This is a genomic window from Thermogemmata fonticola, from assembly GCF_013694095.1.
Taxonomy (GTDB): domain Bacteria; phylum Planctomycetota; class Planctomycetia; order Gemmatales; family Gemmataceae; genus Thermogemmata; species Thermogemmata fonticola.
Genome location: NZ_JACEFB010000015.1, coordinates 14,872 through 38,429 on the forward strand (window position 1 = coordinate 14,872; position 23,558 = coordinate 38,429).

A 23,558-nucleotide genomic window follows, 5' to 3' on the forward strand; every position below is an offset into this window, starting at 1 on the left:
CCGCCCCATCCTCAGAGGATTCAGCCGCCTCGCGGGGAACGCCTCAACTCGGCTCGCCACCCCTATCCCCTTGCCCTGGACTGGACCAGCCCTGCTCATCGTCGCTCATCGTCAGAACTGCCCCACTTCCGGCGGGTCACGCTGGAGCCACCGGCGGGCCACCGCCGCTCCCCGCGCGCTTCTCGTACACCATCCCCAATCGCTGGGCAAAGAGCCGAACCTGATCTTCCGAGAAGAGACCGGCGAGCCGCATCGGCTGGGTAAACGCATCATACCATTCCAGCAGAACGGTTTGATCACGGTAAACGTGAAAATGGACAGCCAGCTCAACCGCGAGGCGTGATCGCATCAACTCCGCCAACCGCCGGATCGTGTCTGCTGTAGCTGGCACATGAAAAATCAACGGCCTTGGCCAAATCGTCCCGTAGGCGAGGTGTGCGCGCTCAGGTACCGCGTGTTCGCGCAGAAAACGGGCCAGCTCCCCGGAAGGACCGCCGTCCTCGAAGTAGAGAACGCATCCCGGAGGTAGTAACGTCTCAAGGGCTTCCAACAGCGAGGGGAAGTCGGTCGCCCCCGACAGTTCCCAGTACGGGCCGGTTGTATCAAGTGAAATGCCTCGCATCTCTTCGCGCGAGACGGCACCGAATATCTTCGCGAGCAGACCCATGGTGTCTTTCCACCCGAACGTCCCCGCTCCTTAGTCCGGACCACTCCGGTGAGCTACAAGCTCCCGGAACCGATGTCGCAGCCCCAGTCCGTCGCGCCGCGCCGGCTGCGGTTTGCCTTACTTGCCCCGGTAGCCCTCGATGAACGCCCGCAGACGCTCGACAGTGTCCGGCTTGGGCTGGTGGATGATGAACACCTCCCGGTCGTCCCACAAGACCGGCACGCCCACCGCCCGCTCGAGTTGCTGGTCGAAGTCCGCGAACGGCCCCCACCCAAGCTCGTCCGGGACGTAGGAGGGGGGCATGAAGTTGAACACGACCTGCACGCTGCCGTCGGCCATCACCCGGAGGACCGGCTCGCCCAGCGGGTCGAACCCCGACAGCAGGATCTCCTGTCGGATCTCGTCCATCCGGCCGGACTCGTTCGCGGGGGGTGGGGTTGGGATCGCCGACCGGCTACACCCCAGCGCGGCGGTCAGGATAGCAGCCACAGTTAGCACGCGCCACCTCATAGTCACACCGTTGATGAAACACCCCCGCTCCGCTGCTACAGCAGCGACCAAATCTCGGACGGTATCTTGGTCTGATCGGTCCACTGGGCGCGGATGGCCGTGCGATAAAGCTTGTGGAAATCCTCCTGCAACTTTGCCACGACGCTTTCGTCTTCGGCCCAGCTCGCTGCGTCTATCGCATAAATCCACGCCTCCGCTGCGGCCTGCAGGGCCGCGTCGGCATCGGCCTGCGCCGCTTCGGCCGCCTTCTCCGCCGCCTTGGCCACGTACGAAGCGATGGTCCCGGAATAGGCATTCTCTGGCCCCGATTCACCCTGGGCAGAATCGGATCTGCCTCTCAGCGCCGCCCCGGCAACGAGGATGGCTCGCCGGACGGCATCTTGGAGACCTTCAACCGCCCGGCCTTCCTCAGCCGATTGCTCCGCCAACTCAATAGCTCGCCGGACGGCCTCGGAATGCTTCGTAGGAACTCCGGGCCAATGCTGGGCCAACAACGGCAAGACTTGCCGCGCACAGTGGGCGGCAAAGGCAACCCGCGCCCATCGGGGCAGGTCCGCCAGGGTCGGGCCGGTCTTCGTCCGGGGCGGTGCCGCCTCCGCCGAGGCTGGAGACTTCCTCGGCGGCTGTCTGCTTTTGCGGCTGTCCAGATGCGCGAACGCCTCAGCATGGGACCGAATGTAGCGGGCCAGACAGTTGGTGAGGTCGTCCTGGGCCTCGAAGAACTGCATGTCCATGTCCGTGGGCCAACTGGTGATCCGCTTGAGGTAGTAGCGCAGCCGTTTGTCAATATCGGTAGGCGGCCGAGAATGGGGGAAGATGGCCAGGGTCTTCTGCACCGCCTCGGCAGCCTTCTGGCAGCCAACCGTTCGGAATGCCTCCGCAGTCAAGGCGAAGTACGGATCACCTTTGAAGTTTCCCTCAAACAGATACCGGAAGCCGCCGTTCCCAATGATGCCGGCTGCCTGCCACACGAGGAACACCACGCGTTCCTCTTGGCGCAGGGCCGACACGTCGATGTTGTCGCCGTGATACTCGATGATGCGGGTGACCACACCGTCACATAACTTGAAGTTGTCCGCTTCCGCTAACAGTTGTTTGATAGACTTCGCCATAGGTCACCGAATGATGAAGTTCAGCCGCCCCTCTACGCCAGGAGCGGAGTGCCGGAATCCCCGACGGCGTCCCCCGCCGCCGCCCCGCTGCTCCGCCGCGCCGGGTGCGATGTCTTCCTCAGCCAAACAGCCTCGCATAGCAATCCAAACACAGACCAATTTCATCCTCGCAGTTGGCGGGATGGGCCACCCACCACTCCTCGCCTGGGAACACCTTCGCCCAGCAAAGATAGCAGTGCTCGTGATCCCAGCCGCCCCGGACCAGTCGATACCGCGTGGGAGCGAATGGCTCGCCATGATAGATACCGGAGACGTAGTATCCCGCCTCGTTCGACTCCAGTGCCAATAGCATGTCTTGGTTGCTGAAGGGGCGGCGACAAAAGCGGAGCGTCCGAACAAAGGCCTCCATTTCTCGTCTTGTCGCCTCGGCATGGACGTCATGAGCGCGTTTGAGGTCATGGGGGTGGACCCTGATGATATACAACGGCCGCCTTCCCCTATTCGTCACAGTGCATTGCTCGAACCGGATACCGGCTTCTCGCAGCAAGTCGGCCAACCGGTCCGAGAGATTTTTGTTGGCTGCTACATCGAATTCCTTATAGTCCATGACGTTCCCCGCAGATGGCTGATGACGGAAGCCGAACGACCCCCTTCGTCTGCCCAGTGCCACTCCGGGAGCTACAGCATTGAGAAAGCCTGCCCGCCGCCCCGGTCCGCCTTACAACGCTAAAGTGGGTCCGTGCTCGAACAACGCCATCGTCGCAGGCATCATGCTGCGGTGCGGGCAGGCATTCGACATCTGGGGCGGCTACGCGAACCTCGGCAATTATTCCCTCGCTGCTCAAGGCCCACGGCCTTTACTTAGGCCAGGGCATCGTGTGTGGCAAGCACCATCCCGTTCTGACCCACAAGGACGGCAGCAGCAGCCGCGTGGAGAGCGTGGATTTGAATGGCAACAGAGCAAGGTGTGCGGGGCCTATAACGGCAAGGCTAACCTGTTGGGCCATCTGTAACGTCTTCATGCGGCCCGAACCGGGATGGCAACCAGGCTAAGCTTCAGTTGTTTATTATGCCGCGATTCGTTTGCTAGGAACAGAGTACTTCCAGTCCCCTTCGCAGGAGGGTGCAACCAAATTCTCTGGGAGTTCCCTGCCGGGCAGCTCTGCTAGTCTGGGGAAACACCTCGCGGGTTCAGCCCCCACCCCCAGAGAATCTAGGTACACCCCCCATTCGGGCGTAGCACTGGAGTGGCCTCCTATTGACAACCTCATTCGCGAGGCGCGATACTCCATGACCTGGGGTTTATGGCGATATTCGCCACATCGAGCAACGGTAGGTTCCCAGAGAACGAACCGGACAACAACATCGGAAGCCATCCACTAGCCGTCAGGGTGATTGTGATCCCATTTGGCCCGATGGCTCCCTCCTTGTTCAGCGCCCGCCTGAACGCCTCCACGTTGTTGGTCACCAGCATGGTTAGAATTTTGATACCGATCTTGATACGGACATCCGGGATAGCGACAGCTAAAGCATTACCGATTGCATCACCGATTAGCTTGGGATCCGCGCGATTCAGGGCCTCTCGTAATCGAATTGCGGCTTCCTTGTTTAGAGAGAAGATATACTTTGTCTCGCTCCAACCCATCTCAATTTTGAAATTGACCTCAGGATCGGCTGCCCTCGCCATGGAAGTTGGGCCGACCACCATCCAGCTAATGCAGACCAACGGTATGAGGCACCGTGACAGAGTTGACATAGCATTGCCTCCCTAGCTACTGAGTGTAGGTACTTGTGGAACCCCGGCGGCAGTATGGGCACCGTATCCTAGCGTATTCCCATTTCCCTTACCGAACTTGTGCTACGACAACGATGGCGACATCGATTATGGTCAAGCCGTTGGTACTCGATCAAGCCGTCTGCGGGATCGGTCCGCTTCAGGGATTGAACCGCCTGCCCGGAGATTCATGGGGCCGGCGATTTTCTCGCAGTGCTGGGCAAGTTGCCGTTTCCGAACGATCTCCTGGGGGTAGCTCGATGCCCGGCGCTATGGGGCGTCCCACCAGTTTGCCGTCAGGGGATTCCGCGAATCGGCGGCTGAGCTTCGATCATGCCCGCTATGGTCAAAACCACGGCACCCACCAACACCACCGCCCAGCCAAACCCCGGAGACGCTAACACTGCAAAGAAGGCAAACTCTTTATGCGTGCTCAGTGCATAGAGGGCAATCCCGTAAAAAATTGTGGCAAACAGCGCTAAGCCGCCAAGGAGGGCATAAACACCCCGCCTCGTACCTACACAAATCTGAAAGAATGTTATTGCAACTAATACGAAAGTATAAATCGGATATAAAATCGCAAAAATTCCAACGACAACCAATGCTATTTCTGGATGGCTCAATTTTCTGTTCGATTCATCCTGGAGTTGCAGTCCACGTCCTTGGGGTGGTCTTGCTCCGTCGTCGGTTTCCACTAGGATCCGCCCGAGGGTCGCAGCCTTCCAGGTGACATCGATGAAGGAGAGCCAGGAACCGGCAGCGCTCACCATAGGCAGAAACAGGCCGATGAGCAGGATGGCGGCCCCGATTCCGGCTAAAGCTTGATTGGTGGGTGCTGTGGTTCTTCGTCGAGCCATCCGCTGGCGGATCCTTGATATCGACAGCTCATCCTCCAACGTGAAGGAGGAGGCTGGTGCGGATGGCTGATTGTCCATTGTGAAGGGGGGGACCGGCGCCGGTTCCGGCGATGGAGAGGGGGCCGAAAGAACGACCGTGGCGTAGCAATGCGGGCAGAGGAAAGCGGGGTGAGGCCATGGCTGCGGAAGCACGGCCGGGCGGCTGCAGGAGGGACAGATAATGCTCCGCGTGGTCGGGTCCGACAAGGGAACTTCTGGCACCACTGGCTCGCTCGGGGGAGCAGTTGGGGGAGGCGAAGGAGATGGCGACCGAGAGAACCGAACCTTGATCGTCACCCCGCATTTCGGGCACTGGAATCGCTCTTCAGTTCGGTCATCGTCAAGGATCAGACGTGCCTGACATCGAGGACAGTGTAGAACGGCTGCCATCCGCGTATCTCCTCGCCGAACTCGGGATTAGCCTGACCCATCGCATCCACTAAGCATTGCAGGCATTACCATCCAAAGCGGTCGCTACTAGCTTGCACCTGGCCGCGCGCATCGAACAACACCTACTTGGCTCAGGAGGACTTCGCTGCTCTGCCGCTGCGGGATTGGGGAAGCTGGTAATCTCCCATCGCCTGCATCGCCGGATAATCTAACAGACTTCCGCCGATCAAAATCTAAGTTTACCATGTAGATTAAAACCATTGTCCTATTGACATCCTCCTACCCCAGCATTTTCTGGACCGGATAATATCGTAATCGCCCTCCCAAGGAATGAAAATCTTGGTAGTGGATTGCAAGTGTTTCGGCTGCATCTTCACCTATCAGTTATCCCATCTCACTGACGTGAGGATGTCAACAGGAAAAAGTGAGAACTTGAGACGTGGGGGGTGAGGAGGCGAGCGGGCAGGGGGAACAAAAGGGTGAGAAGGCGTAGTCGAAGGAGCAGTTGATGCGAACGCACGGCTCGAACCACTCTGGGAGGTGGTGTGTCTGGTCTAATCCGAGGTCGCAATTGAGCTTCTCGAACGTATGCCCCCCTCAATCATCCGTCTCGCCACGTCTCGCAAGGTCCGCGGTTGTCCTGGGGGGGTAAGCAGACGGGTTGGGTCACTCTCCTGCCAGATGAGGGATAGGAAGCTATCCTCGTCCTCAAGCTGGATCAGGAACAGTTCCCCTTCCGGTCGATTGACCTCGGTGAGCAAGCGTTCATTAACGCGATACCCCGCATGTTGGCGCTCGGCTAAGACATCTCGCACGACAGAAGCATCAATACGTCGCATCGGTTGCCCTCCCCTCCCGCGCCGAACTGGTGATTCGATTTATTCGATTGTGCCCGCGCCATCAATTCCGCTCGCGTCGTCTGCGGGATCGGTCCGCTTCAGGGATTGAACCGCCTGCCCGGAGATTCATGGGGCCGGCGATTTTCTCGCAGTGCTGGACGAGTTGTCCCCCTACCCTTGGCTACGCAAGCTATCCCCCACCTCCAGGTGGGCGTGCTGTCCCACTACCTTCTGTTGTGCGACCTGTCACACTACCGAACCGAATCCTGGCACAACTCCTCCGATTCTTGATCTAACCAGCGTATCATCCCGTCGACCTGTTGTCAATCGTCAAGCGGTCTTTGGAATTTCCTGCCCGCCCCAGTGCAGCCAGGGGTAGCAAACCTCTCGGTGCCAGGGTTGGGTCTCGATCCTCCGGTGTCAGTCGTCCTGGTGCCAGCCCGGGGTTTTGATCTGCCGCCCTGGTCGGTTACAGTGCGGGGTTCGACGGCATCGCAGTCTGCTGCGGGAGCTGTCGGCCCCAGAACACCGTCACAGCCGATCCCTCCGCCACGAGCGCCGAACGTGGCTCCTGCCCCAGGACCTCGACAAACGGGCGGCCGTAGCAATTCGCCACGTCGCACTCCAAGCGGGTCGCCGTCGCCCTCCAGACACGCCACGGCGGATGCTCCACGCCGTACTCCAGCACTGCTCCAGAACGCTGAGACACGTAACCCCAGTAATGCTCCACAATGAACTCCTCCAGGGAGCCTGCCACCGGGTAGCTCGGCAGCCCCGCGAACTCCGCTTGCAGGGTATTTCTGGCGGCGCCCTTTCCCCAACTGTATTCGACAATGCCCCCCTGTCCCCGCGCGGGGTCCGGTAGCTGAATGTGGGAGTCCATCGGGCAGGCAACGTAGTTCTCGTTGTACACCCAGCGGGCGACGACAGCGATGGCCCACTTCGGGACGATCTCCTTGACGAACACAACGCCGCGCCGCGATTCCCCGCCGACATGCCGACGCACGTAAAACCGCAGGTTGACCTCTTCAAAGTTGCGGTGGAATGGAATGGGGATGCCGAGGAGGCGAGTGCGCAGAAAGCGGAAGCCCACCAGGCTGATGAACGTCTTGCCTTGCCACGTATCCAGCTCGGTGCCAGGGGGGACAAAGGGGCGGAGGAGGTCCGGATCGATTTCGAAGTTGAGCATTGCCAAGTACCGCCATTCCGCCGTGAGGAACCGTCGGTTCATGGTTCACCGCTCCGTGCCAACGCCAGGGAATCGCGCCGCCGAGCGCCTCCGTTCCGCCTACCGGCTCGTCTGGTGAGCTACGAAGTCCAGATGCGCTCGTGGTCCCGCCCTCAGCTTGCCGTGCCGTGCTCGCCGCACAGTTCGCCTCCGGGATCGCTTCACGGCTCGGTTGAAGGGCTTGCCCTCGACTGGTGCTCCGCTGTCGTGCTGCCGGCTTCCAGCGCGGCGATCGCCGCACGGATCGCCTCCGGGATCGGCACCTTCTCCCCGCGGTGATAGTCGTAGCTGACCACCACCACCTCCCCTTCCGCCGCCAGGGCCTGATGCTTCCGACTCACCAGCCGATAGACGAAACGGACCCGATCGCTGAGCACCTCCACCGCCTTCGCCCCGATCCAAAGATGATCGGGATAGACCAGGGCCTTGCGATAGCGCGCCGACGTGGAAGCCACAATCGGCCCCAGTCCCCGCTCCTCCTTGAGCTTCAGCCAGCCGATCCGCTCCAGATAGGCGATCCGCGCCTGCTCGAAATAGCGGAAGTAGACCACGTTGTTGACATGGCCATAGGCATCCATGTCTCCCCAGGCCACGTCCCACTCCACCACCACCGGGTAGGATTGCAACAGAGCGTCGAACATGGAGGATGTTCTACGCCATCCCAGCCGCTTCGGTCCAGGCGATCTCGGAGCTGGATGCCTCCCCCCGCAGCTTGACGGGCCAGCCTTGCGCTACGGACCCCCGCCTTGGCCTTCCGCCGCCGAAACCTTTCCGCCTCGCTCCTCTTCGGACCACCTTCTGCGATGGGCTACTTTTTGAGCCACACTTCCTCCGGCAGTGCCCACAGGCGCAGCGTCTTGTCAGAGCTTCCTGACAGGGCATAACGGCCATCGGGGGAAAAGGCGACGCTCTCGACCCCACTCGTGTGTCCGGTGAATCGGCGGATTTCCTTCCCCGTGGCCACCTCCCACAGCCGCAGGGTCTTGTCCCTGCTTCCCGACAGGGCAGAGCGGCCATCGGGAGAAAAGGCCACGCTGAAGACCCAATCAGTGTGTCCGGTGAATTGGCGGATTTCCTTCCCGGTGGATACGTCCCACAGCCGCAGCGTCGTGTCCAAGCTTCCCGATAGGGCAGAGCGGCCATCGGGAGAAAACGCCACGCTGGTGATCCCCCCGATGTGTCCCTCGAAGCGGCGGACTTCTTGATTCGTTGTTGGTTTCTCTTGGCTCACACCTTGGGCTAACCAGGGGGAACTCAGGATCAACAGTCCCAGGCCAACCAGCCCGACACCAGGCCGACTCAGCTCATGCCGATTCGAGGGGCGTTTGGGACTCGTGGCATTCCGCAATCGAGTTGGCGAACCCATTGGAGACCTCCGTTTGTTTGGCCGACGCGAGAGAGCTTCTCTTGCCTTAGCAAGGGGCTATTTTTTGAGCCACACTTCCTCCGGCAGTGCCCACAGCCGCAGCGTCTTGTCTGCGCTTCCCGACAGGGCATAGCGACCATCGGGAGAAATCGCCACGCTCCAGACCCCACCGGTGTGTCCAGTGAATTGGCGGATTTCCTTTCCGGTGGCCACCTCCCACAGCCGCAGGATATGCTTTTTATCGAACTGATCATAGCTCCCCGACAGGGCATAACGGCCATCGGGAGAAAAGGCGACGCTATTGACCTCTTCGGTGTGTCCGCTGAATTGGCGGACTTCCTTCCCCGTGTCCACCTCCCACAGCCGCAGGATATGCTTTTTATCGAACTGATCATAGCTCCCCGACAGGGCATAACGGCCATCGGGAGAAAACGCCACACAAAGGATCTTGTCGGTTTTTTCGGTGAAGCGGCGGACTTGCTGTCCCGTTTTCACATCCCATAACCGCAGGGTCTGGTCCTCGCTTCCCGACAGGGCATAGCGGCCATCGGGAGAAATCGCCACGCTCCTGACCAAATCGGTGTGTCCGGTGAAGCGGCGGATTTCCTTCCCCGTGGCCACCTCCCACAGCCGCAGGGTCTTGTCCTCGCTTCCGGACAGGGCATAGCGGCCATCGGGAGAAAACGCCACGCTCGTGACTCCATCAGTGTGTCCGCTGAATTGGCGGACTTCCTTCCCCGTGGCCACCTCCCACAGCCGCAGGGTCTTGTCCTCGCTTCCCGACAGGGCATAGCGACCATCGGGAGAAAACGCCACGCTCCAGACCGTCTCGGTGTGCCCGCTGAATTGGCGGATTTCGCCGGGCACTTGCCATGTCCGGCGGAGGGAAGCAGAGACAGCCCCTCGGCCATCCGCGACGCGAAACTCAAGTTCCAATGCTCCTGGTGCCACACGTTCCAGGCGGACCTGGCCCTCTGGTGCCATCTGCCAGTTGTTCTCCCCAACCCGGCGATACTCGAAGGTGAGGGTGTCGCCGTCCGGGTCGTTCCCATCCAAGCGGATGGTGAAGGGCTGGCCTGGCACTGGTTCCGCCGGATCGGTTCCCGCGATGGCCACCGTCGGCGGCTGATTCGAGGAGGGTGTTTGGTCTGGTCTCGGAGCATCGGTTGGGTGGCGGGTGGTGTGGGTGGTCTGCCAGGAGCCGATCTCGTAAGCCAGCAACACAGCCACTGCCACTCCCCCACCGAACAAAATTTGACGCCGACGTTTGGGATCACGGAGCACTGCCTGCAACCGCGACCACAAGTGGGATAGCAGTTCAGAGAGCGAAGACTTCAGCGAGGAACGTGCTGCGGGCGGCGGCGGGGGTGGCGGTGGCGGCGCCGCCATGCTCGGTGCAACCTGGGACAACCAGGAAGGCAAACCGCGGGACGACGGGCGAGAGGACGGCGGGCGAGAAGAAGACGAGGACGTTTCACCCGGCATCACAAGGAAAAAATCATCGGAAGAGGGAGAAGTCGGAGTGTAATGCGGCCTTGGTTCCAGATAGTGCTGCACGGTTGTTCGATCTTCGCGGGACAGCGGGCGTACTTTCCCGTCGCGGACCAATTCCGTCAGCCAGGGGGTGGCAGTTATCGGACGGACCGCGCTCAGAAGAAGATGGCCGACCAGATGGCGGGCGTCCTCCTCCGGCAATTCCCAGAGCCGGCGGAAGAGACGCGAGTCCTTGGGTTGTTCAAAGTCCGCCTTGGTGAAGAGCAGATTGTCACCTTCGTTGTTGAATGGCTCCCAGAGGGTGGGATCGACCATCAAGCAGCGCAAGGCGGTATAGATCACCAGATGGGAGAAGCGATCCACGTCCGGGCCGTAATATCCCTGCTCCAGGCGTTTCGGGTGTTGATAGTTCGGATGTCCGCGTTCGGTTGACGTGGTCTGAGCCAGTGCGGGGACGTACATGCCATCGTAGTCCACGAGCCTGAGGAACACCACGGGGGCTTCGCTGCCTGGAACCATGAGGACGTTGCCATGCTGCAAATCGCCGTGGCCAATGTTTTTGTCGCGGAGGTTTTGCGCAAGCCGGAGCCAAAGTTGGGTGAGGGCCTGGAGCGTCTCACGCGCATTGTGATTGTTCAAGCAATCGCGCACGAAGGCGTTGAGGGGCTTCCCCTCGACCCAGTGCATCTTGAGGATCGGGTACCAACGGCCGCGGACGAGGATGCCAGAATCCAGATAATGGAAGTCCACCATGCAGGGAAGGCGGACACGCTGGAGATGCTCGCTGATCGCCTGATAGCGCTCCCGCAAGCTGGGCACTTCTCGTGTAAAACACTTGACGGCCCACCGCTGCCCGTTCGGAGAGGTGACCTGAAACACAATGCCGAAGGCGCCACTTATGGGCTTGGGCATGCCGAATTTGTTGTCCACCGTAACCTGTCCTTCTTTCAGGTCGGGGTCCTGAAAGCAGCGCTTCGGGTGCTGGATGGTTTCTTGGTAGTCCAGATCGATTGGCCAGGTCGTCATGGAGTAGCTCTCGCTTCGTCGTAGCCAGGTTTACTCCTCTGGGGTTGACCGCGCGAGCACATCATCGCTCGGCGGCAGGATTCCAGGTGGTACCTGAAAAGAATCGCTCGTCAAAGCTCAATCGTTCCTTGGACCTTGATGCATCTTAATGATCGGTTTGGGTGGATACAATCGACGTGCGTCCAAACGCTGCGTTTTTTTCGCCGGATGGATTTTTTCGCTTTCGAGAAGAGGGTGTAGGTTCGGCGACTGGGGGGGTGGGGGCAAGCCGTTGTCTTTCTGGTGAGTGCAGCGTGCCGTTTTTCCCAGCGGTTGGGGTGGGAGTGTGCGGTTTGCGGTTTGTGGCTGGCTTTTGTGAGGATGGCCGGGGGGCTCTTGCCGAGGGGGCGGTGGGGGCGGAACCTGTCAGAAGCGGACTGTGCGAGGACCAAGCCTTCGTGAGGACTTCCCCATGAGTGCAAGCCGGTCGGGACGGGTGTTGGCCGTGATTGCCGCTTTGCTCGGCTGGATGTTCGACGGTATGGAGATGGGTTTGTTCCCGCTGGTGGGGCGGGATGCCTTGCGGGAATTGCTGGGGGCGGAGGCGGAACAAGCGGCACTGGACCTGTGGTATGGGGTGGTGCTGGCCTGCTTTCTGGTGGGGGCGGCGACGGGGGGCGTTCTCTTCGGCTATCTGGGGGACAAGTTCGGGCGCGTTCGCGCCATGACCTTGAGCATTCTCCTCTATTCGCTCTGTAGCGGTTTGAGTGCGGCGGCGTCGGGACCGGCGGTGCTGGCCATCCTCCGCTTTCTCGGCGCCCTGGGCATGGGGGGGGAGTGGGCGTTGGGCGTCGCCTTGGTCATGGAGTTGTGGCCGGGAGCGTCCCGCGCTCTGCTTGCCGGTTTGATCGGCGCCTTCGGCAACCTGGGTTACACCATCTGCGGCGGGATGGCTTATGCTCTGCATCACCTGACCCCGGAGCAAGTCCAGCAGTCGCTTCTGGCGCTGGGCCTGCCCCAGGAGTGGACCCACGCCCTGACGGCCCATCGCTACTGGCGCCTCCTCTTTCTGCTGGGGGCGATTCCCGCGTTGCTCACGCTGCTCATCCGTCTGTTTGTGCCGGAGTCGGACAAATGGGAACACGCGCGGCAAGCGGGCAAAGCCTTCCACTGGTCGGAGCGGGACCTTTTGGGCGTGCTGCTGGGGACGGCGTCGGCCTGTGGCGTGATCGCCTTGTGGGCGGCTCCGGCGGGTGCCTTGCCTTCCTCTGTGCGGCTGGCCGGCTCGCTCGTGGGTTTGCTCCTGGTGGTGGGGGGGTATTTGTATCCGGCGCGGGGTTATCTGCTGCGCAGCGGACTACCGGCGGTTCAGCGGCGCTGGGTGCTGGGCCGCATGCTTCTGGGGGCGGGTTTGAGCGGCGTGCCCCTTCTGGGCACCTGGGCCGGCCTGATGTGGATGTACATGTGGGTGGGGAAGCTGCCGGGCGGCGATGTCCCCGAAGCCAAACCGCTGCTGCAAATCATCTCGTCGGTCTCCGCCGCGGTGGGCTGTTTCCTGGCCGCCTTGCTTTGCGCCCCGCTGGGACGTCGAGCTGTCTATGCCGCCCTCTGCCTGCTGTCGCTCTTGACGATGGTCGGCTTCTACCGCCTCAATGACCATTACGGCACCACGTTCCTGCTCACCGCGGCGCTGATGAGCCTGGTCTCCGCCGCCTTCTACGGCTGGCTGCCACTCTACCTGCCGGAGCTATTCCCCACGGCGGTGCGGGCCACGGGCCAGGGTTTCGGCTTCAACTTCGGGCGGATCATCGCCGCTGCCGGCAATCTGCAAATGGCCAACCTCTTGGCCGCCTTCGACAACGACTACGCCCAAGCCTGCGCCGTCGTCGCCGCGGTGTACCTCGTCGGCCTTCTCCTCATCGCCCTCGCACCGGAAACCCGTGGCCGACCTCTGCCGGAGTAAAAACGCGCGGATTCAGACCCCTTCGCCTCCTCCGGTGTGCCGCGGACCAACAGGAGAACACTTCCAAGCCAGGGGAAAGGCGGCCCCGTCATCCGCCCCAGGATGGGGACCCAAAAAAAGTAAAAAATTTCCGAACCGGAGGGCGGCCAACTGCGTCTTCTATCTTTGGGGGTAAGGGGGAACTCTGCCCATTTCGGGCCGGGGAAGCCTCGCTTCGGGAAAATCGAGGGTCCGTCGCGCAAGGAGGAGTATGCCCAGCGTTCAGAATAACGGGCCTGGTTCACCTATCTGTCTTAGGTGCGAAGAAACCCTCCTTTTTAAGAAGGAGGGTTGGTTCACCTATCTGTTTCCGTTTTAGTTGTGAAGAATCCTTCCTTAATTAAGTGGGGAATAAATCGGGGGAATTCTTCCCTTGAGGAAGGGGTCCGATCGGAAGAGTCCTATGTTGTCCTTCTAATGGAGGGTTTCATCGGATCGGGGGCAGATGATCATCACCCTGATATGCAAACCGATGTTTGTTGGTTTTATCCCAGGGAAAGGAGGAACGGCAGCGGCAGGGAGCGAAAAGGGGAATTTTCCCAAAATATCCTTCAGCAGTCCGCGAAGGACTTCGGTAGACAACCCTGGTTCCCGGAAAGGAGAAGGGACCAACGCACGAGCCACGGTGGGCACTGCGGATGTTCTGGCGGGGCGGTTCGGGAAAAAATCGAGATTTTCGGGGAATAATCCGACCGCTCTGCATCTAGTGTGTGGAAAGAGCCAGAGGGCGGCCGGCAACCGGCGAACGCCAGCGACCCCGGCGAGTGACACGCCATGAACATCAACCGCATGGTTTCACCTCCCGAACACTGCTCGGAGCGCCAGGTTCCCGGTTCCCTCGGTGCGATCAGGGGAGCCGTGGCGGCAGCGGCCTTCCCCGATTTCCTGTTCCTGTGGGAGGATTGCATCTTGCATTACTCGCTACGCCCAGCGATTGCCTCGATGCCATCCGCTGGTCTTGGCATCCTGTCATTTCAGAGTCTCTATTTCCACTAAGTTGTGGAGATATGGCTCTGTCTTACGTAGTTTGGACTGACTTTTTCTGTTGACCCTCAGCGGGTTTTTTGAGCTAGGTTCTTTGCTCGAAGGTTTGTGCTTGACCGCATGACCTCAGAGTGCGGGGGATTGTTTGGTGCTCTGGGAACGAGCTAAACGCGGCTTGTTCAGTTATCCAGCTACGACGGAGGTCTCCTAATAATGTCCATCCGCCGTTGACGAATGAACTAGTGGATCTCAGTAAGTTTAGTGTCCAAAACGAAGACTCTAATTGAAAGGAGAAAAACATGTTTGACTGGCTATTTGCCAAAAAAACCAAGACGGTCCACACCCGCAAAGGTTGGTTCGGTGATCGAATCACCGATGTGACCTACCACGATACCGGCCGGAAGGTTCGTTACCGGACCCGTCCGGGCATCTTCGGTGGAAAGGTCACAAAGGCCTACGAACTGCGAAAAGGCAAGAAGAAAAATTGACCGCTGAGAGCCACGGTGGGCACTGCGGATGTTCTGGCGGGGCGGTTCGGGAAAAAATCGAGATTTTCGGGGAATAATCCGACCGCTCTGCATCTAGTGTGTGGAAAGAGCCAGAGGGCGGCCGGCAACCGGCGAACGCCAGCGACCCCGGCGAGTGACACGCCATGAACATCAACCGCATGGTTTCACCTCCCGAACACTGCTCGGAGCGCCAGGTTCCCGGTTCCGGTTCCCTCGGTGCGATCAGGGGAGCCGTGGCGGCAGCGGCCTGCCCCGATTTCCTGTTCCTGTGGGAGGATTGCATCTTGCATTACTCGCTACGCCCAGCGATTGCCTCGATGCCATCCGCTGGTCTTGGCATCCTGTCATTTCAGAGTCTCTATTTCCACTAAGTTGTGGAGATATGGCTCTGTCTTACGTAGTTTGGACTGACTTTTTCTGTTGACCCTCAGCGGGTTTTTTGAGCTAGGTTCTTTGCTCGAAGGTTTGTGCTTGACCGCATGACCTCAGAGTGCGGGGACTTCTTGGTGTGATTTAGGAGCTGAGCCGGTCGCCGAAGCCGTCCGGATGGGACTGCTTCTGTGGTTGCCGGCCGAGGTGTCCCGCCGTCGAACCTCGATGAACTCCCCTGGACCAGGGACCACCTGAAGTGCGGCGGGAGGCGGTCCTGCGTGCCCGAAGCCGAGGCGTGTCTCGTGCCGAGGGCGAAACATTCCGGGACATCAACTAAGGAGAACACATGACCCAAGACACGATCGAGCTGATTCTGCAAGTGCAAAATGGCGACAAAAAAGCGTTCGACAAATTGTACAGTCAATACTACCAAAAATTGCTTCGATATATTTCTGATCTTTGCCGCAAGGCCAATTTAGCCAACGAAGATGAAGACATTGTTCAGGAAACATTTCTCAAGGTATGGCAAAAATTGAAAACGCTCAAGGACCCCAAAGCTTTCGAAAGCTGGTTGACAAAAATTGCGAAAAATATCGTCTATCGCCATACGAAGAAAAAAATTCGAGATAAGAAAAGCTTGCGGCGTTCGGTGAGCAGCGGTATTCGTCAGGTCATTCGCGGCGGTGTCAACCCAACCGATTCTGGGGAGGTGGGTTGGGAAGATCAAGCTTACAATCCTGAGCAAACCGATCCCATGGACGGAGTCGCTGACCGGGAAATGTGCGAGACGCTCCGCCAAGTGCTGCCGCACCTTTCGCCACTCCATCGCAAAGTTGTGGAAGAGCACTATTTGAACGGCCGTTTGGTCGCGGAGATTGCCCAGGAGCTGAACAAGCCGGAAGGCACCATCAAGCGTCTGCTCTACGAAGCCCGTGCGGTGTTGCGCGCCCCGCTGGCCCACAAGCTGTCCTTCTGATCGGCCTGTTTTGGCTGGAAGGCCTCGTGCCTGTCATCCGGGGGCGGGCGCGGCATCGGGTCTTGGTTTTTCTTGTGACTTTTACACACCGTCCCCTTGTTTCTGCTGAAAGGTCTTCTCGACCGTTTGCCGCTGCCCTTCCTTCTTACCTTCCCTCTTACTTTTTCCTATCCCCTGCGGGTGCTATTGCTCTTCTCCTGGCTTTGCTTGTTCGCGAACATCTCCTCGCGCTTCGCGACTGTCCCTCCCTTTCTCGCCTTACGTCCCGGCTGCCCTTTCCCTCTCGGTAGGATGAGGAAAGGACTAAGGGCGGAGGCGGATTTTCCCCTGCGGATGAGGAGGGGGAACGGTTGGAGGACAGGAAAAAAATGGGCGGCCTCCCGCTGTCCGCGTCCGAAGGAGGGGAGGCCGGTAGGAGGCTGCGGTTTGCGTCAAAGTTTGCTAGCGAGATGTCAGGAGAGTGTCAGCGACGGCGGAGCATCCGGGCGGCGCCGATCAGGGGCAATCCCAGGGCAGCCAAGGCCAGCGTGGCTGGTTCCGGCACTCCTGGCGTGGGGCCTTGGCTTCCGGTTGGCGTGATCGTTTCCGTGATGTTGTTGTCGATAACGCCGTCGGCAGCTCGCGGATTGGTCGCGGTGAAGAAGCTGGGCTTGCTCGACGAATAGAGCGAGGTGGCCATGAAGTTGCCCAACGTGAGCTGGCCGGCGGGGATCGTGGGGCCGTTGTAAGTCCAGGTCAGGTTGACGATGCCGGGATCATCCGTGGGACTGAGCAGGGGCGGGGTCTGGCCGGTCAGGTTGGTGGAGACGCTCCAGTAGGCGGCGTAGCTCGCGTCCGGCCCGGTGGCGCTGACCTTAGCCGAACCCGCGATGTACCCCTCGAAGTCGTAGATGGTGAAGTAATCTCCCGCTTTCAGTTGCATATCGGTGGGCAGAACCACCGAGTAGGTCCAGCGGAAATTGCCGGATTCGGGTTGCACCGTGACCGAAACGGGGAGCAAGCCAGCCCGAGCCTGCCCCAAACTCAAGGCGAGCATGGCCAGGCCCACACCCGCGTAGGCGAGCCGGCGCGTCCAGAACAAACGTTGTGTCATCGAAATGATCCTCCGTGTCAGGCGACTCCTCGGTGTGCACGGCCCGTCCATCGGGCCGCCGCTCCCGCCCGCCGTTTCCCTCCGTCGGCGGCGAGCCGGGTGGCTTTCCAAGCGGGACTGTATTACCGCCAGCAACGCTTCCTTGTCAACGCCACTTCCCGCTCCCTGCCGCTGGGGTGCAACCAAATTCTCTGGGGGTTCCCTGCCGGGCAGCTCTGCTAGTCTGGGGAAACACCTCGCGGCTTCAGCCCCCACCCCCAGAGAATCTAGTTACACCCTGCCGCTGGAGCTTTCCCGCCTCTGGGCATTCTGCCCCAAGACTTTCCCGTACCGGGCCGAACCGCGGAAGGCGGCGCGAGGGGAACGCGATTTTCGCCAGCGGGGGAAAGGGTGGCATCTTCAGCGTCTGGGAGAAGGGGCGTTTTGAACCTCGCTGACCTTGCGCTGGTCTTGTCCCGGCGGGGTTAGAGGACATTTCCCAGGGAAAGCCACAGTTCCCTCTGCGGGCGGGCTTGGAGGCGGCGGGCGGCGGCTTGGGCATACGCCGGGTTCAACTCGATGAGGATGCAGCGGCGGCCCAGTTCCTGCGCAGCCAGGGCGGTGGTGCCGGAACCGGCGAAGGGATCGAGCACCGTCTCCCCCGGACGAGTGGCCAGCAGGATACAGCGGCGGGCCAGGTCCTTGGGAAAGGCTGCGGGATGATCGCTGCTATTAGGTTCGGAACCGAGCAGCCAGTAGTTCTTCAGGTTTGCCCCGCTGGGTTCGCGCACGGCCTGGTGGTCGTAGAAGTAGCCGGGCTGCTGGGCGAAGAGGAAGATGTCCTCCGTAGCTCGGCTGGGGCGGTTGCGCACGCTTTCGGGCATCGGCGTCTTTTTGATCCAGACGATGTGGCTGCGCAGGATCCAGCCGTCCTCTTGCAGAGCAAAGGCCACGCGCCAGGGCAGGCCGAGCAGGTCCCGATCTTTGAGTCCCCAGCATGCGGGAACCCGGCAGTTCCGCTTCTGGATGAGCTTGCGGGTGTTGCCGACGCGGGCGTTGGGGCCATGCCGGCCTGTGCCGCCGTTGCGGGCGTAACCATCTCCGATGTTGAGCCAGAGCGTCCCCTCCGGCCGCAAAATCCGACGGACCTCGCGGAAGATGGCCACCAGATGAGCAACATACTCCGCCGGCGACGGCTCGCTGCCGAGCTGCTCCGGATGCTCATAATCCCGCAGGCCCCAATACGGCGGGGAGGTGATGCAGCACTGCACCGACTCGCTGGGCAACAACGGTAGAAGTTTCCGGCAATCGCCGATGAGCAGCCGCGTCTCCCCGATGTGCACTTCCGCGTGCTCCACAAACTGGCCCCCAGGAGAGAACCCCTTGTCCATACGCTGCTCTGACTCAGACGAGGATGGCTTCTGCATCCGCCACCGTTTCCACACTCGACCCTACTCTCACTCCCGATTCTACACCTCCACTCCCGGCTCACCAAGCGAAGCTGCGCTCCTCTTACTTAGAACTTCCCGGCAAAAGGGAACTAAGAAAATCACGATTCAGCAATGGAGTGATTCTCAGGGGAGAGAGTCTCTGGGCGCGAGGCGGACCGGGAAGAAGGGAAGCGAGTGGAGGTTGGGCGATTCCTTCTGGCAGGATCGGCGGTGGGCCGGTCAGGGGTGGCGGCGCCAGAAGCCGAGCAGGGGTAAGCCCAGGGCGGCCAGCACCCAGGCGGCCGGCTCCGGCACCGGCGGCGGCGGGGGCGGCGCCTTCGGCGTGGGCACCGTCGTCGGCGTGATGTTGTGGTCATTGTAGCCACCGACCGTTCCCGTCCGCGCTGTAAACCAGGACTCCTTGGTGTCCGGATAGATCGACAGTGCCCAGAAGTTCCCCAGACCCGTCTGGGCGGCGCCGAGGACTGGCCCGTGATAGGTCCAGGTCAGATTGGGGATGCGGGGATCGTCCATGGGCAGCACGCCGGGCGGTGTCGGGCCAGTGCCACTGCTGGAAAAGCTCCAGTAACTGGCGTAAGGCGTGCCACCCACCTGGTCGCTTCCGGGGACGAAGCCGTCGAAGTCGTAAATGGTGAAGTAGTCCCCCGGACGGAGCAAGGCGTCGCTGGGCAGCACAATGGCGTAGGTGAAGCGATAGTAGCCGCCATCCGGCAGGACGGAGACCCGCACAGGAACCAAGCCGGCCTGAAGCGGCGCCGCTACTCCCAGCGTCAGCAGCAGCGGAATGGCGAACCCACGACCACGACAAAATCCCGACATCGAGTTTCTCCTTGGGTGAATCTTCGGGCGGTAGAGTTTGGCCCTGGCGGAACTCTTCAGCCAGTTCCTGCATCGCGGCCCAAGGTAGCACTTCTGGAATTCGCGGGTCAAGGGGGATTGCGTTGCGGTCGAAAGCGAGCGGAACAGGGGAGGTTGGCGAGGAAAAAGGAGGGACAAAGGGGCGAACGAAACAGGGGCGGACTTGGGAGAGAGGCAGCGGCGCAGGAGACCAAGGAACCGGCTTAGGGGCTGGGGGTGGAGTCGGACGGCGGGGGCAGAAGGGAAGACGGGGCGGGGGGTGCGGTGCTTGGCGGCGGGACGGCGAGGGGCAAGTGCGGGGCGGAATCGCTGGGGTCGAGAGTCGGCCAGCTTGGTGCTGCTTCGGGGCTGGCTTTGTCCGCCGGGGCAATGATCAAGGGCTTGATCTCGCCGCTGTGAATGTCCACCACGATGCAGGTGCGGGGATTGGCCCGAAAGAGGGCGCCGGGATTGGCTACCAATGTGCGGCCGGTGCGGTGCTGTTCCCGCATGTGGGTGTGGCCGTAGAAGAGGTAGTCGAAGTAATCCGCCATTTCCAACTGGCGCAGGTGCCGCCGTTCGTGGCTGTGCAGCCAGGCGATGCGTTTGCCGCCGATTTCCAGCGCGCCGAAGGTCTCGAAGTGCACGCCGCCGATCTGCTTGATGGCCCGCGCTAGCTCCTGACGCTGGCGATCCCAGTTCCCGAAAACGAAGTAAGTCGGCACGGGACGAAACGCCTCGACCGCAGCCACCGACTCGATGTCCCCGCAGTGCAGGATCAGTTCGACCTGATGTTCCTGGAGACGGCGCACGGCTTCCGCAATCGCTTCGTGGCGATCATGGGTATCGCTGACCACACCAATGCGCATACCGTCCCCCACACGTGTTCTTCATCCTCCGGCTCCTGCCACCATTTTTAATCTTACGCCACTGTACCACGCGGCGGTACTGCTGGGGAGTTCAGTTGCCCGGCGGAGGCGGTTCCGGTGCTGTGCCGAACCCGGCGGACGGCCCGGTGGAGGCGGCGGATGCCTTCGCGGATTTGCTCCGGTGTGGCGACGCCGAAGCTCAGGCGGCAGGCGTGGTGTGGCGGGCGCTCCCCGTCGGCGGGCAGATAGGCGAACTCGCCGGGGACGTAAAGCACGCCCTCCTCCAGGGCCGCCTGGGCCAGTGCCCCCTGCGGGCCGGTGTCCAGATCGGCAAACGCCAGCCAAACGTACAATCCCCCTGCCGGCCGGCTCCAACGAATCCCGGCTTCCTGGCCAAGAGTGGCCGCCAACTCGTCCAGCATCACGTCGCGCTTGTGCCGATAGAGCGGGCGCAGGCGGTCCCGCTGCCGCTGATACTCCCCGCGGTCGATCAGCTCCGCCAGCAGATGCTGCACGAGATGGGCCGAGCCGAAATCGTGGTTCCCCTTCAGGTGCAAGATCGGCTCGCGTATCTCCGGCGGCAGGAGGGCATAGCCGCACTTGAGTCCCGGTGCGCACGGCTTGGAAAACGTGCCGGCGTAGACCACCCAGCGGTTGTCCCGATCCAGGCTCTTGAGGCTCGGCAGGTCCGGCCCTTCGTAGCGCAGCTCGCGGTAGGCGGCATCTTCCACGACCAGGACCCGCTGGCGGCGGCTGAAGCGCTGGACCAGCTCCAACAATTGCGGACGCCGTTCGGCGGCGAGCGTCCACCCCGTGGGGTTCTGGAAGTAATCGACGGTGTAAAGGAGCTTGACGCGCTCCGCCGCTCCCTGCCGCGCGAGTTGTTCCCAGAGTTCCTCCAGGGCCGGCAGGCACAAGCCCCCCTCATCCACGGGTACGCCGAGCACCTGGACGCCGTGGCTTTGCAAGACACTGTGGAAGACGAAGTAGGAGGGCGCCTCGGTGAGCACGATGTCGCCGGGGTCGAGCAGCACTTCGGCCAGAAGGTAGAGCAACTGCTGCGAGCCGGTGGTCAGAACGACGTCGTCGGGGGTGAGGTTCAACTCGTGGGGGGAGCAGCCGTCGGCCTGGCCAAGGAGGTGGAGGACTTGTTCGCGCAGGCGGGGCAGACCCTGGGTCGAGCCGTATTGCAAGGCGGCGGGTCCGCGCCGGGGGTCGAGCAGCACGGCCTGGCAGGCCTGGGCCACCGCTTCGCAGGGCAGGCTACCTTCATCGACGAGGCCAGCGGCCAGCGAGATCAAGCCGGGCGTCTCCAACGCCTTCTGGATGTAGAAATTGATGGGGGAATCAGTGGTCCGTAGGGACTTGCGGGAGCGCACGATCGGCGGTGGAGACAGTCTGCTGTCAGTGCCGGGGGGAACCCTGGACGTGCAGCCAGACACAGCGGTCCGTTCACTCTGCGGCGGGGCATCGGGCAGGTGGGAAGGCATGGGTGGTTCGTCCTTTCTTCATCGAGGTCAAAAAAGGCGTCGGCCCCGGGAACTTGCTCCGGGGCCGACATGCACTGGGTCTTCGCGGGACTGAGTGATGGCACCCCGGAGCTAGCTGCCTCCTGCGGCAATCGCTGCAGCGGCAGCCAGAATGGCAGCGGCCAGGGCTGCGGCGGGAACACAAGCCCCAGGAGCGGACCCAGCGGCCCATCGTCCTGCCTTGGCCTGTTCGCCGTACTTCCGCTCCGTCTCCCAGAATGGCTCCGCCGCCCCCGACGCTCCACGCCATCGGGACGCTCGCTGCGCCAGTACCGGGGACAATCGCCGCCCCATCGCTACCTCGGCTTACACTTCCCTTCGGGATGCCAACATCCTCACTCTATCGCCGCCTTTCCCCACTGACAAGGGAAAAACCCCTTTCGCTTCGCAAACCGCTTCCTTCACCGGGGAATCAACGAGGTCTTGGAACACCGCCTTGTTCTCGTGCGAGCAATGTTGGCCAGGCGGAACGAGCAGGGGAAAACGGGCCGGCCCAGCCCGCCCTCCAGGAAGTGTGTGTTAATATTGAGGGAGAAGGCGGAGAGCGCCCGGCGGGGCATCCCGGTCGAAGCGGCGCAGGGAGCCAGCGGTGGGACGGCGGGGGTTCCCCAGCATGCCTACGGGAACAACGTGAGGGAAGCGGCGATGGCGGCGAGCCGATTGCATCTGGAATGCCTGGAAGGGCGGGAATGTCCGGCGACGGTCAACCTGTTCAACGGCATCCTGACCGTTTTGGGCACGGACAGTGCGGACAGCATCATCATCAGCCAAAGCGGTACCACGATCAGTGTGGCGGGACAGAGCTTTTCCGCCGCTCAGGTACGGCGGATTGTGGTGTCGGCGGGGCAAGGGGATGATCTGGTGCGCAACAACACGGCGATCGCAGCGACGCTTTACGGCGGGATAGGCCACGATCGGCTTATCGGCGGCAGCGGGCGGGATGTGCTCTACGGCGGGCAGGGGAACGATTATCTCAACGGGCGGCAGGGGGTGGACCGCCTCATCGGCGGTTCGGGGAATGACCAACTGGTTGATACCCTCGGCGGGGACGTGCTCAACGGGGGCAGTCCGGCGCCGAATCGGGGCAACACGAGCTTTGAAGCCGAGATCATCCGACTGGTCAATCAGGAGCGCGCCCGCGCTGGACTAGCCCCGCTGACGGTCAGCGGCCGACTCAATCAGGCGGCCTATCTGCACACGCTGGACATGACGGCGATCAGCAATCGCTACGGTCCCGATGCCGGGCACCAGCACACCCTCTTCGGCACGACGCGTCCGCAGTTGCTCGACCGGCTGGACGCCGCCGGCTACGATACCTGGACGCGTTCGTTTGCCTTCGGAGAAAACATCGCCTACGGCTACAGCAGTCCGGCGGAGGTCATGTCCGCCTGGATGGCTTCACCGGGCCATCGGGCCAACATTCTCAATCCGAACTTCACGGAGATCGGGGTCAGCGTCCTGGCCGACGCTTCGGGCCGTCTCTTCTTCACTCAGAACTTCGGCCGACTTGTCTGACATCGGTCGGGCGCCTCTCTGAGCTTCTTTTTCCGCATCCCAACCGAGCAGCCGAGCCAGGATATCTGAACATATTTCCCATTCCGATTTGATTGTCAAATCAAACATTCGGCGGGGGAATGACATAACTGAACACATTTTCCATTTTAATTCGATTGTCA

At 61.4% G+C, this 23,558-nt stretch carries 25 protein-coding genes; 8 read left to right on the forward strand and 17 right to left on the reverse strand.

Annotated features, from left to right (window positions below):
- Window positions 1-136 precede the first annotated feature (136 nt).
- The 4 genes from H0921_RS15165 to H0921_RS15180 all read right to left on the reverse strand — a co-directional run bounded on the left by H0921_RS15165 (window position 137) and on the right by H0921_RS15180 (window position 2,641).
- Window positions 137-667 (reverse strand): hypothetical protein, encoded by a 531-nt coding sequence (locus tag H0921_RS15165; protein ID WP_194539368.1) that lies wholly within the window; start codon window positions 665-667, stop codon window positions 137-139.
- A 117-nt stretch (window positions 668-784) separates the two neighbouring features.
- Window positions 785-1,075, reverse strand: a complete 291-nt coding sequence (locus H0921_RS15170; RefSeq protein ID WP_194539369.1) for a hypothetical protein — start codon at window positions 1,073-1,075, stop codon at window positions 785-787.
- A gap of 137 nt (window positions 1,076-1,212) precedes the next feature.
- A complete protein-coding gene (locus H0921_RS15175) occupies window positions 1,213-2,289 on the reverse strand; it encodes a DMP19 family protein (RefSeq protein ID WP_194539370.1) in 1,077 nt (358 codons plus the stop codon).
- Window positions 2,290-2,407: 118 nt separating this feature from the next.
- Window positions 2,408-2,641 carry a hypothetical protein gene (locus tag H0921_RS15180; protein ID WP_194539371.1) on the reverse strand — a complete coding sequence of 78 codons (234 nt, stop codon included), beginning with the start codon at window positions 2,639-2,641 and terminating at the stop codon, window positions 2,408-2,410.
- A gap of 87 nt (window positions 2,642-2,728) precedes the next feature.
- Here H0921_RS15180 and H0921_RS15185 point away from each other — a divergent pair, with 87 nt between their 5' ends.
- Together H0921_RS15185 and H0921_RS15190 are read left to right on the forward strand one after the other, a co-directional pair.
- On the forward strand, window positions 2,729-3,019 hold the full coding sequence (locus H0921_RS15185; protein WP_194539372.1) for a hypothetical protein: 291 nt from the start codon (window positions 2,729-2,731) through the stop codon (window positions 3,017-3,019).
- Entirely contained in the window at window positions 2,976-3,302 is a 327-nt protein-coding gene (locus tag H0921_RS15190; protein ID WP_194539373.1) for a hypothetical protein, read from the forward strand. Before H0921_RS15185 ends, H0921_RS15190 begins: the two co-directional genes overlap by 44 nt.
- A gap of 254 nt (window positions 3,303-3,556) precedes the next feature.
- Here the strand turns inward: H0921_RS15190 and H0921_RS15195 are convergent, their stop codons facing one another.
- From H0921_RS15195 to H0921_RS15225, 7 genes are all read right to left on the reverse strand, one after another.
- Window positions 3,557-4,045, reverse strand: a complete 489-nt coding sequence (locus tag H0921_RS15195) for a hypothetical protein (RefSeq protein WP_194539374.1) — start codon at window positions 4,043-4,045, stop codon at window positions 3,557-3,559.
- Between the two features lie 314 nt (window positions 4,046-4,359).
- The gene (locus H0921_RS15200) at window positions 4,360-4,920 is read right to left on the reverse strand and encodes a hypothetical protein (protein WP_194539375.1); all 561 of its coding nucleotides are present in this window, start codon (window positions 4,918-4,920) and stop codon (window positions 4,360-4,362) included.
- 983 nt (window positions 4,921-5,903) lie between these two features.
- Window positions 5,904-6,188, reverse strand: coding sequence for a hypothetical protein (locus H0921_RS15205; RefSeq protein ID WP_194539376.1), 285 nt, complete (start codon window positions 6,186-6,188; stop codon window positions 5,904-5,906).
- A 469-nt stretch (window positions 6,189-6,657) separates the two neighbouring features.
- Window positions 6,658-7,419 (reverse strand): YqjF family protein, encoded by a 762-nt coding sequence (locus H0921_RS15210; protein ID WP_194539377.1) that lies wholly within the window; start codon window positions 7,417-7,419, stop codon window positions 6,658-6,660.
- Window positions 7,420-7,577: 158 nt separating this feature from the next.
- The gene (locus H0921_RS15215) at window positions 7,578-8,057 is read right to left on the reverse strand and encodes an acyl-CoA thioesterase (RefSeq protein ID WP_194539378.1); all 480 of its coding nucleotides are present in this window, start codon (window positions 8,055-8,057) and stop codon (window positions 7,578-7,580) included.
- 167 nt (window positions 8,058-8,224) lie between these two features.
- A complete protein-coding gene (locus tag H0921_RS15220; RefSeq protein WP_194539379.1) occupies window positions 8,225-8,782 on the reverse strand; it encodes a WD40 repeat domain-containing protein in 558 nt (185 codons plus the stop codon).
- A gap of 57 nt (window positions 8,783-8,839) precedes the next feature.
- On the reverse strand, window positions 8,840-11,302 hold the full coding sequence (locus H0921_RS15225; RefSeq protein ID WP_194539380.1) for a protein kinase family protein: 2,463 nt from the start codon (window positions 11,300-11,302) through the stop codon (window positions 8,840-8,842).
- Between the two features lie 451 nt (window positions 11,303-11,753).
- Between H0921_RS15225 and H0921_RS15230 the strand changes: the two genes are divergently transcribed.
- The 5 genes from H0921_RS15230 to H0921_RS15250 all read left to right on the forward strand — a co-directional run bounded on the left by H0921_RS15230 (window position 11,754) and on the right by H0921_RS15250 (window position 16,124).
- Window positions 11,754-13,244, forward strand: coding sequence for an MFS transporter (locus H0921_RS15230; protein WP_228499853.1), 1,491 nt, complete (start codon window positions 11,754-11,756; stop codon window positions 13,242-13,244).
- A gap of 813 nt (window positions 13,245-14,057) precedes the next feature.
- Entirely contained in the window at window positions 14,058-14,279 is a 222-nt protein-coding gene (locus H0921_RS15235) for a hypothetical protein (RefSeq protein ID WP_194539381.1), read from the forward strand.
- Window positions 14,280-14,566: 287 nt separating this feature from the next.
- The gene (locus H0921_RS15240) at window positions 14,567-14,755 is read left to right on the forward strand and encodes a hypothetical protein (protein WP_194539382.1); all 189 of its coding nucleotides are present in this window, start codon (window positions 14,567-14,569) and stop codon (window positions 14,753-14,755) included.
- Window positions 14,756-14,919: 164 nt separating this feature from the next.
- A complete protein-coding gene (locus H0921_RS15245) occupies window positions 14,920-15,147 on the forward strand; it encodes a hypothetical protein (RefSeq protein WP_194539383.1) in 228 nt (75 codons plus the stop codon).
- Between the two features lie 347 nt (window positions 15,148-15,494).
- Window positions 15,495-16,124: an RNA polymerase sigma factor gene (locus H0921_RS15250; protein ID WP_194539384.1), complete on the forward strand. Its 630-nt coding sequence runs from the start codon at window positions 15,495-15,497 to the stop codon at window positions 16,122-16,124.
- A gap of 463 nt (window positions 16,125-16,587) precedes the next feature.
- Here the strand turns inward: H0921_RS15250 and H0921_RS15255 are convergent, their stop codons facing one another.
- The 6 genes from H0921_RS15255 to H0921_RS15280 all read right to left on the reverse strand — a co-directional run bounded on the left by H0921_RS15255 (window position 16,588) and on the right by H0921_RS15280 (window position 22,176).
- Window positions 16,588-17,217: a PEP-CTERM sorting domain-containing protein gene (locus H0921_RS15255; RefSeq protein ID WP_194539385.1), complete on the reverse strand. Its 630-nt coding sequence runs from the start codon at window positions 17,215-17,217 to the stop codon at window positions 16,588-16,590.
- A 464-nt stretch (window positions 17,218-17,681) separates the two neighbouring features.
- On the reverse strand, window positions 17,682-18,587 hold the full coding sequence (locus H0921_RS15260) for a DNA-methyltransferase (protein ID WP_194539386.1): 906 nt from the start codon (window positions 18,585-18,587) through the stop codon (window positions 17,682-17,684).
- Window positions 18,588-18,866: 279 nt separating this feature from the next.
- A complete protein-coding gene (locus H0921_RS15265) occupies window positions 18,867-19,466 on the reverse strand; it encodes a hypothetical protein (protein WP_194539387.1) in 600 nt (199 codons plus the stop codon).
- A 242-nt stretch (window positions 19,467-19,708) separates the two neighbouring features.
- Window positions 19,709-20,365 carry a metallophosphoesterase family protein gene (locus H0921_RS15270; protein ID WP_194539388.1) on the reverse strand — a complete coding sequence of 219 codons (657 nt, stop codon included), beginning with the start codon at window positions 20,363-20,365 and terminating at the stop codon, window positions 19,709-19,711.
- 41 nt (window positions 20,366-20,406) lie between these two features.
- The gene (locus H0921_RS15275; protein WP_228499856.1) at window positions 20,407-21,843 is read right to left on the reverse strand and encodes an aminotransferase-like domain-containing protein; all 1,437 of its coding nucleotides are present in this window, start codon (window positions 21,841-21,843) and stop codon (window positions 20,407-20,409) included.
- A 111-nt stretch (window positions 21,844-21,954) separates the two neighbouring features.
- Window positions 21,955-22,176, reverse strand: a complete 222-nt coding sequence (locus tag H0921_RS15280) for a hypothetical protein (protein WP_194539389.1) — start codon at window positions 22,174-22,176, stop codon at window positions 21,955-21,957.
- A gap of 222 nt (window positions 22,177-22,398) precedes the next feature.
- Between H0921_RS15280 and H0921_RS15285 the strand changes: the two genes are divergently transcribed.
- Entirely contained in the window at window positions 22,399-23,397 is a 999-nt protein-coding gene (locus H0921_RS15285; RefSeq protein WP_194539390.1) for a CAP domain-containing protein, read from the forward strand.
- The last annotated feature ends 161 nt before the right edge of the window (window positions 23,398-23,558 follow it).